We start from the raw sequence: 336 nt of genomic DNA, 5'->3' as shown, positions 1-336 counted from the left end.
AGCCACGCCAGTGGTTGTGGAGTCGCCGTTGAAATACCACTCTGGTCGTGCTGGATGTCTAACCTGGGTCCGTGATCCGGATCAGGGACAGTGTCTGATGGGTAGTTTAACTGGGGCGGTTGCCTCGTAAAGAGTAACGGAGGCGCGCATAGGTTCCCTCAGCCTGGGTGGCAATCAGGTGTTGAGTGTAAGTGCTCAAGGGAGCTTGACTGTGAGACCGACGGGTCGAGCAGGGACGAAAGTCGGGACTAGTGATCCGGCGGTGGCTTGTGGAAGCGCCGTCGCTCAACGGATAAAAGGTACCCCGGGGATAACAGGCTGATCTTCCCCAAGAGT

At 57.4% G+C, this 336-nt stretch carries 1 rRNA gene; it reads left to right on the top strand.

Annotated features, from left to right (window positions below):
• Window positions 1-336 (top strand): 23S ribosomal RNA (locus PUR26_RS02280); the annotation flags it as partial.

Origin of the sequence: Streptomyces sp. SP18CS02 (assembly GCF_036322365.1) — a bacterium.
Classification (GTDB): domain Bacteria; phylum Actinomycetota; class Actinomycetes; order Streptomycetales; family Streptomycetaceae; genus Streptomyces.
The sequence above is the reverse complement of the archived record's forward strand: the minus strand, read 5'-3'. Positions and strand labels throughout refer to the sequence as shown.